At 63.6% G+C, this 7,275-nt stretch carries 7 protein-coding genes and 1 pseudogene; 4 read left to right on the plus strand and 4 right to left on the minus strand.

All coding sequences use genetic code 11. The features are described from left to right. A partial coding sequence (locus tag PF446_RS13125; RefSeq protein WP_298072344.1) for an ATP-binding cassette domain-containing protein occupies positions 1-139 on the minus strand: 139 nt, incomplete at its 3' end. Between the two features lie 685 nt (positions 140-824). After that, entirely contained in the window at positions 825-1,127 is a 303-nt protein-coding gene (locus PF446_RS13130; RefSeq protein ID WP_298072332.1) for a helix-turn-helix domain-containing protein, read from the minus strand. Positions 1,128-1,334: 207 nt separating this feature from the next. Here PF446_RS13130 and PF446_RS13135 point away from each other — a divergent pair, with 207 nt between their 5' ends. Both PF446_RS13135 and PF446_RS13140 read left to right on the plus strand, forming a co-directional pair. After that, a complete protein-coding gene (locus tag PF446_RS13135) occupies positions 1,335-2,549 on the plus strand; it encodes a hypothetical protein (protein ID WP_298072334.1) in 1,215 nt (404 codons plus the stop codon). After that, on the plus strand, positions 2,546-3,160 hold the full coding sequence (locus tag PF446_RS13140) for an ATP-binding cassette domain-containing protein (protein ID WP_298072336.1): 615 nt from the start codon (positions 2,546-2,548) through the stop codon (positions 3,158-3,160). Before PF446_RS13135 ends, PF446_RS13140 begins: the two co-directional genes overlap by 4 nt. Before the next feature lie 70 nt (positions 3,161-3,230). Here PF446_RS13140 and PF446_RS13145 read toward each other — a convergent pair. Together PF446_RS13145 and PF446_RS13150 are read right to left on the minus strand one after the other, a co-directional pair. Then, positions 3,231-3,518, minus strand: a pseudogene (locus PF446_RS13145) (IS30 family transposase); the annotation flags it as partial. Positions 3,519-3,641: 123 nt separating this feature from the next. Next, positions 3,642-4,397: a ZIP family metal transporter gene (locus PF446_RS13150; protein ID WP_298072338.1), complete on the minus strand. Its 756-nt coding sequence runs from the start codon at positions 4,395-4,397 to the stop codon at positions 3,642-3,644. A gap of 218 nt (positions 4,398-4,615) precedes the next feature. Here PF446_RS13150 and PF446_RS13155 point away from each other — a divergent pair, with 218 nt between their 5' ends. Further along, entirely contained in the window at positions 4,616-5,647 is a 1,032-nt protein-coding gene (locus tag PF446_RS13155; protein ID WP_298072340.1) for a M23 family metallopeptidase, read from the plus strand. A gap of 264 nt (positions 5,648-5,911) precedes the next feature. After that, on the plus strand, positions 5,912-7,275 hold a 1,364-nt coding region (gene dbpA, locus PF446_RS13160), incomplete at its 3' end, for an ATP-dependent RNA helicase DbpA (RefSeq protein WP_298072342.1).

Here is a 7,275-nt window from a genome sequence, read left to right on the forward strand (position 1 = left end):
TCGTGCGCATCAAGGTCGACTTGCCGGCGCCATTGGGGCCAAGCAGTCCGAACATGCCTCGCGGGATATCCAGCGACACATCCTGCAGGGCTGCGACGCCGTTGCCGTAGGTTTTGCAAAGCTTGCGTATCGTCAGCATAACCAGACTCTCCCGATCAAAGTAGTACATCCAGCCATCCGAGGATGACATTGTGGTGCCAACGCCGACGGGCGCCGGACACCGGTTTGTGCAGCGATGGAATGGCCTGCTTTGCGCGTTGCATCAACACGACGAACGCCAATACCGTGCAGGTCGCTGAAGGACGCCTTACTGCCTGCGATGTGCCAGTAGTCCGTCGGATCAACAGGGTGCCGGCCCATGTTGAACGCGCCTTCAGTGGACGCTGCCATGCTTTCAGACCTGGCAAACAGGAGCGGGGGTATCCTGCCGAAGCGCAATTCCGATTCAACCGGCGTTTGCATCTGGCCGAGGTGTCGCCACGTTTGATGGTTGCGATGATGGGCTGCAGCCTTTGGCCTTAATCGAATTTGCGTGCGGTGGGCCATTTTCATGACTGGGGGAGAGGGCTGATCAGATGACGCGAAGTGCCGATGCACAGGAAGGCCGCAGCCCAAGGGACGCAGACTGTACCGCGCAGACTCGGTTTGCTTTTCACGATGACGACCTGCCCCTTTGAGGTTCGTGGGGAACTATTTCCCACCCTCGACGGATCCACCTGTTCCGGACCATACCCTTTATTCTGCAATCATGCTGCTATCCGGATCGTGGTCGATCAATCTGGAGCGTGGGCATGGCTACGAGCCCAGGAAATGGACCGGTTCAGCTATGGAACGATCGTGCGCCCCGATCCGGCGCGGAAACAAGCGGTCCAGCGTGTTGGCGTGATACCGAAAGCCTTGCGGAACCGCCGCGTCAGGTGACTCTGGTCCGCGAACCAGCAGGCCACTGTGATGTCCGCCAGGGTATGGCCTTGATTCATCAGTGTGCGCGCCCGTTCGGCAGCAAGAAAGTCTGGACGATTGAAGAACCGCGCCCTGCATGTCAGTACGCGCAGGGTCTTGGACAGGCCATACACCGCATCCTGGAAATCCAGTGAATCCAGGGCGCGTTGATAGTCGTCCAGCAAAGGGCGAAGTACCCGTGCCAGGCGGCCATCCGTCGAGGTGCCGCTGCGGATGAACGGCAGTTCCTGCCGCCGCCAGGAGCGGACATTCGCTATTACCTCGAAGATACGGTCAAAATGAATTCCCGGGGCCGGTGTGCAGGCCCGTCACGCGGTCAACTGGCCTCTGCTACTGACTGCGAGTGAGAACCGCTTTCCAAGGGGCCATGGATGAGCTTGAGCTACTCGCGTCTGCGCCAGTTGCATTTCCGAATGAGTCTGGCTGATCAATTCCGTGGCATGGGGCGCACCATGATCATCATGCTGGGCTTCCTGGGTGCTACCGGCTTACTTGTCGTCGCGGAGATGTTGACGGTACTGGCGAACGGGCTGATGGCGCTGACCTATCCGCATACGGCGCCGGTTGAACGTCTCGGTGTGGTGCTGAGTTGGCAGCTGGTGACGCTGGGGTTGTTGTGGTCGTTGCGCCGTGTGATGTTCATGCAGGAAGCCGACTCGTTTCTTGCGGTACTGCCGATTCCCGAGCGTGCCGTCTGGCGCGCCGATCTGCTCATCGCCATGCAGTGTTACTCGATACTGTGGCTGCCGCTGACATGGTTGCTGTATACGCTCTGGAGATACTTGCCGCCGCAGCAGGCGCTGCTCGCGTGTGTGTCCTATCTGGTGATGATCGGCAGTGGCCTGGTGCTCAACCTGCTGCTGTTGCGCGGTGCTTACCGGCGCGCGGGGATGATGGCCTTACCCTTGCTCACACTGATGGTGATGAGGCCACAGAGTGCAGCGGGTGCCTTCGCATTGCTGGGCGTGGCGCTGCTGGCGGTGATCGCTGCCGTGCGCATGCAACCGTCGCGGCCCACAGTGTCGCTGCCCCCCGGTCACGCGCGTGCGTGTTTCGAGCGGATAGCTGTGGCCAGCGCCCTGGTGCTGCCGGTTTCGCTGCATGCGTTGCGCGAGTCGCTGATCGTTCGTGGCGCATGCCTGCTCGGTGCGTGGGCCATGGCCATGGCACTGCTTGCCGGGCACGCGCCCAGTATGGGCCTGGCCACGGCGCTGCTGATCGGACTGAGTGCGATGGCATCGGCTACCTTGTACCGGCTGCCGGCGTTGATCCGAAGCACCGTGCTGAGTCGGCTGGATTTCCTGATCGGGCACCGCCGGTTCCGTTGGCGCGTAACGCTGTTCGCCGCGACGATGCCAACCGCACTTTTCACGATATGCATGGGCGCAACCTGGGCGACAGCGAGCCACGCCTTGCCGGTCGCAGCGTCGGATGCCGTCCTGCCCTCCTATCTGCTGTACTTCTATGCTGGCCTGTTCGTGCTGGGGGCGCTGGGCGCAACCTGGACGCGCGACGTGATGCGATGGCTGATACCGGCTGTGCACTTTTCGCTCACGCTGGTCCTCCTGATGGCGACGCTGACATGATTGAAGCAGACCTGCTCCGATTGCATGCACTGACGCTGCCGTTCGGCTCGGTGCAGGAGCTGTCGTATACGTTTCCGCCGGGCGTGCACCTCGTGGTGGGACCCAACGGCGTTGGCAAGACGTCGTTGCTGCGGGCCATCGCGGGCGCCTTGCCGTCGACCAATGGGACCATCGAGCTGGGCGATACGCCACTGACCGAGTGCTCGAGCCGCGTGGTACTGGCCCCTGGCGCTCCGCCTGCGATGCCGTGGCTGCGCGCTGGCCTGCTGATCGACTTCGTGCTGTCCCTATATCCCACGAGTCGGCGCGATCCGGACTACCGCGCGCAGGTGGTGCGGCAATTGCACCTGAGCGATGTCATGGATGCCCCCATGGGCACCCTTTCAGCCGGTATGGCCAAGAAGGTTCTGCTCGCGGCAACGTTGGTCGCTGCGCCAACGGTCATGCTGTTCGATGAGCCGGTCAACGAGATTGATGCCGACTCATGTGATGCATTGATATCCCTGCTTGCCGATTACCGGAGCGACCGGATCATGTTGCTTGCTACACACCACCTGGCGCCATTTCGCGACGTCGCTGCGAGTACGTTGGCACTGGGCAGGCAGGCATGATGCAGATCAAAGCTCGTGCTGGCTCCATGGCGCCCCGGCAAGTTTAGATGGGCAGAGACCAACGGCGAATTCAACCGATCGACTTAACACATTGCCGATAAGGTTCGGCGGGTGTTTCGCAGATTAGTGTTTTCCTGGGGCGTTCATTCAGCGGTCGAGCCACTGCATCGAGTTTGGCTTGCGACAGGTTTGTGAGATCCATCCCCTTGAGAAAGTACTGCCGCAGCAGCCGGTTGGTATTTTCATTTGAGCCATGTTGCCAGGGCTTGTGCGGATCACAGAAGTCGACCAGGATAACCGTGGTGAGCGTGAAGTCTCGGTGCTTGGCCATTTCGCTGCCGCGATCCCACGTCAACGCTGATCGAGGCGCAGGCGCGCTCGCTGGGGTTCCGCCCACAGGGACAGATACAGACGCTGGAAGTTCACGGCGTGTGCCTCGAGTGCCGCGGCGACTGAACCCAACGTCGACCGCATGGTGGCCTCAGTGAGGGTGGGCGAAGGTAGACAACCACATCAGTACGACCCCGGCTACGGTGCCGAGCATCGGCGCCAGCCGTCGAGACGATCCGATCCGTTGCCACAGCGGTGGCAGCAGGTCGACCAGGGCGACATAGAGTGTCGCGCCCGAGGCCAGCGCCAGGGTGGTGCCGACGGCACCGTCATGTTGCGCCAGAACGGCAGTCAGCAGCGCACCCGCAGGCAGTGCCGTGGTGGTGGCCAGCGTCCACCACACCGCCTTGCGTCGCGACTGGCCACCGGCGATCAGCACGGCGGCGTTGCTCAGTTCGCGCGGAATCTCGTGGCCGGCGATCGCCAGGCTGACGATCAGCCCCAGCGTGTTGCTGACCGCAAAGCTGGCGCCGATGACCACGCCATCACTGAGGTGATGGGTGAAGTCGCCGACCACATTCATGCGGGCAAAGGTGCGCACCTGGCCGGGCGCATGGCTGTGGCTATGCCCCTGTGCGCGCACCAGTCGTTCCAGCACGAACAGCACGGCGATGCCCACTCCGGTCAGCGGCAACAGCCGGTCGGCGGCAAGACCATGGGCCAGCGCTGCCGGCATCATGTGCATGCTGGCATCACCCACCAGCAGGCCGATCGCCGCCGCCTGCCACCAGGGCAGCCAGCGCTGCAATTGAGGTTCGGGTATGCGCAGCACCACTGCGGAAATGCCGGCCACACTGGCAACGGCCAGCGTGGCAAATACGGCAAGTAGCAGGGCGCTGTGGGTCATGGCTGCGAATCGCGGTTCATTTGGTGTTATATTGTAACACTAAGGAACCAGCTGTGGTGTGTAGTGGTCCCCCCTATTTGAACTGACAACTGGGTGAGGCAATCTTGGCTCGATGGATATTGGCTGCGGCGTTGATCGCGGCAACAGCGGTGGCAGGTGCCAAGTCGGCGCCGCCGGTTCGACACAATCCGCCGGGCGAGCACGTGATTGTCTGCCTCATGAAGCAGGCGACGGTGGCGTCGGGTGACTCGGCCTACAGCGTGCTGCGCGACGCCGGTGTGATGGCCGGCAGCGTGATGCGCTGGCTGGGCACCGCCCATGACGCCGTGGCACTTCACAGGCTGCACGTCGGCGATACCCTGACGTTCTGCGTGGCGCGCAGCCTGGACGGCACCAAGCGCTTGCAGTCGCTGGCGCTGACCCATCGCGGTGCGACCATCGAGTTGCCCGGGCCGCCGGTGGTCCACGAGGGCGTTGCCCAAGTCGCGATGACGGTGAATCATTCGTTGCCGCGCGCGCTGCGTGCGCACCATGTGCGGGCACGCCTGGTCGATGCCATCAAGGCGTTCCTGCACCATGATCGGCGCCTGCCAGCACGTTTGCCGCACGGCACTCGCGTGCTGGCAGTATTTGCCGGGACCGAGAAGGATCCTCAGCAACGGCTGCTGTGCGTGGATGTGACCCTGAAGGGGCATCATCACCGCATCTTCCACTTCGTCGACGGCGCCGGTCATCAGTATCTGATGAGTGAGGACGCGCGCGGCGTGCGCATGCTGTCGATGGACAAGCCGCTGCCGCATGCGCGTATCTCCTCGGGGTGGGGCTGGCGTATCAATCCGGTGCTCAAGCGCCGCGAATTCCACAAGGGTATCGACTTCGCCGCGCCGATGGGAACGCCGATTCGCGCGGCGATGGCCGGCACCGTGGACCTGGCCGCCTGGCACGGCAACTATGGCCGCTTGGTCGAGATCCGCCACAATCCGGGCCTGTTGACCCGCTACGGCCACATGCATCGTTTCGCCCGAGGCATCCATCCAGGCACTCGCGTGCACGCCGGTCAGGTGATCGGCTACGTCGGCACCAGTGGTCTGTCGACCGGTCCGCATCTGTATTTTGAGCTGTGGGAGCACCATCGTCGTGTTGATCCGCTGGTCAGCGTACCCACCGTGCAGGTGCATCTGCAGCACAGCGAGCAGCGTCAGTTCGAGACCTATGTACATCGGCTGGACCAGCGCCTGAGGCTGGGTTGAACCCATCTTGCGGCCCGACACAGGGCGTCCGTTGCCGTGGCCGTGGCACGATGAAAGAAACGGCGCCGTGTGAACCTTCACGCGGCGCCGTTTGCACATCCGCTGTCGGGTTTCTGCCGCCGGCGCTCAGCAGTCCTTGCGCAGGCTGACGCCCGCTGCCTGCGCGAAGCAGTTAAAATGAACCTGGACTCTAAAGCGTCCCGTTACTGAAGGCAGGGGGACGTCGAATCCGCAAGACGCACCCAATAGATGCGATCATGTCGCATGACGTCCTTCGATACGCTCCCTCTCAAGCCGGCCTTGCGCGACAGCGTGGCAACCCTTGGCTATGCCGACATGACGCCGGTGCAGGCGCGCAGTCTGCCGCCGATCCTGGACGGGCGCGACGTGATTGCGCAGGCGGTGACCGGGAGCGGCAAGACGGCGGCGTTCGGGCTGGGTTTGCTGCAGGCGCTGGATGTGGACAGCATCCGGTTGCAGGCGCTGGTGCTGTGCCCGACGCGCGAGCTGGCCGACCAGGTCAGCAAGGCCATCCGCAAGCTGGCGGCGGCCATTCCCAACGTGAAGCTGCTGACACTGTGCGGCGGCATGCCGCTGGGCCCCCAACTGGCCTCGCTGACGCATGATCCGCATATCGTGGTCGGCACGCCGGGGCGGGTGCAGGAGCACCTCAAGCGCGAAAGCCTGCACGGTGGCGGCATCAAGGTGCTGGTGCTGGACGAGGCCGACCGCATGTTGGACATGGGCTTCGGCGAGGCCATCGACGACATCGTCGGGCGCATTGCCAAGCACCACCAGACGCTGCTGTTCTCGGCCACCTACCCGGATGAAATCCGTGCGGCCAGCGCCCGCCTGCAGCGCGATCCGGTGACGGTGACGGTGGACGCGCCGGTCGAGGACACGCCCGCCATCGAGCAACGTTTTTACGAGGTTGATCCGGCACAAAAGCCCGACGCGCTTGCGCAACTGCTGGCCAGCGCGCATGCGCGCAACGTCGAGGGCATGCACGCTCTGGTGTTCTGCAACATGCGCCGTGATGTCGATGCGGTAGCAAAGGATCTGGATCAGCGCGGCTTCTCGGCGCTGGCGCTGCACGGTGACATGGACCAGCGAGATCGCGACGAGGTGCTGGTGCGTTTTGCCAACCACAGTTGCGCGGTGCTGGTGGCCACGGATGTGGCCGGACGCGGGCTGGATATCGTCGGCTTGCCGCTGGTGATCAGTTACGACGTGGCGCACGACCCGGACACCCACACCCATCGCATCGGCCGCACCGGCCGCGCTGGCGAAACCGGACGGGCCCTCACGCTGTGCACCCCGCGCGAACGACCCAAGGCCGGCAACATCGAGGAACTGCTGGGTCAGGCGCTGCCGTGGCATCCGTTGAAGGTGGCCCCGACGCCAGGCAAGACGCTGTACCTGGCGCCGATGAAGACCGTGGTGATCGATGCCGGGCGCAAGGACAAGCTGCGTCCGGGCGATATCCTTGGCGCGCTGACCGGCGAGGCCGGACTCAAGGCCGATGCCATCGGCAAGATCGATGTCTACGCCACCCGCGCCTACGTGGCGATCCGGCGCGATCTGGCGGGCAAGGCGCTGCAGCGATTGCGTGACGGGCGCATCAAGGG

The organism is Oleiagrimonas sp. (assembly GCF_027858935.1).
GTDB lineage: Bacteria > Pseudomonadota > Gammaproteobacteria > Xanthomonadales > Rhodanobacteraceae > Oleiagrimonas.

Bases quoted from the DNA above. Each gene is read 5' to 3' on its own strand.
- PF446_RS13140 (WP_298072336.1), top strand. From the start codon at position 2,546: ATGATTGAAGCAGACCTGCTCCGATTGCATGCACTGACGCTGCCGTTC.
- PF446_RS13150 (WP_298072338.1), bottom strand. From the start codon at position 4,397: ATGACCCACAGCGCCCTGCTACTTGCCGTATTTGCCACGCTGGCCGTT.
- PF446_RS13155 (WP_298072340.1), top strand. From the start codon at position 4,616: ATGAAGCAGGCGACGGTGGCGTCGGGTGACTCGGCCTACAGCGTGCTG.
- PF446_RS13135 (WP_298072334.1), top strand. From the start codon at position 1,335: ATGAGCTTGAGCTACTCGCGTCTGCGCCAGTTGCATTTCCGAATGAGT.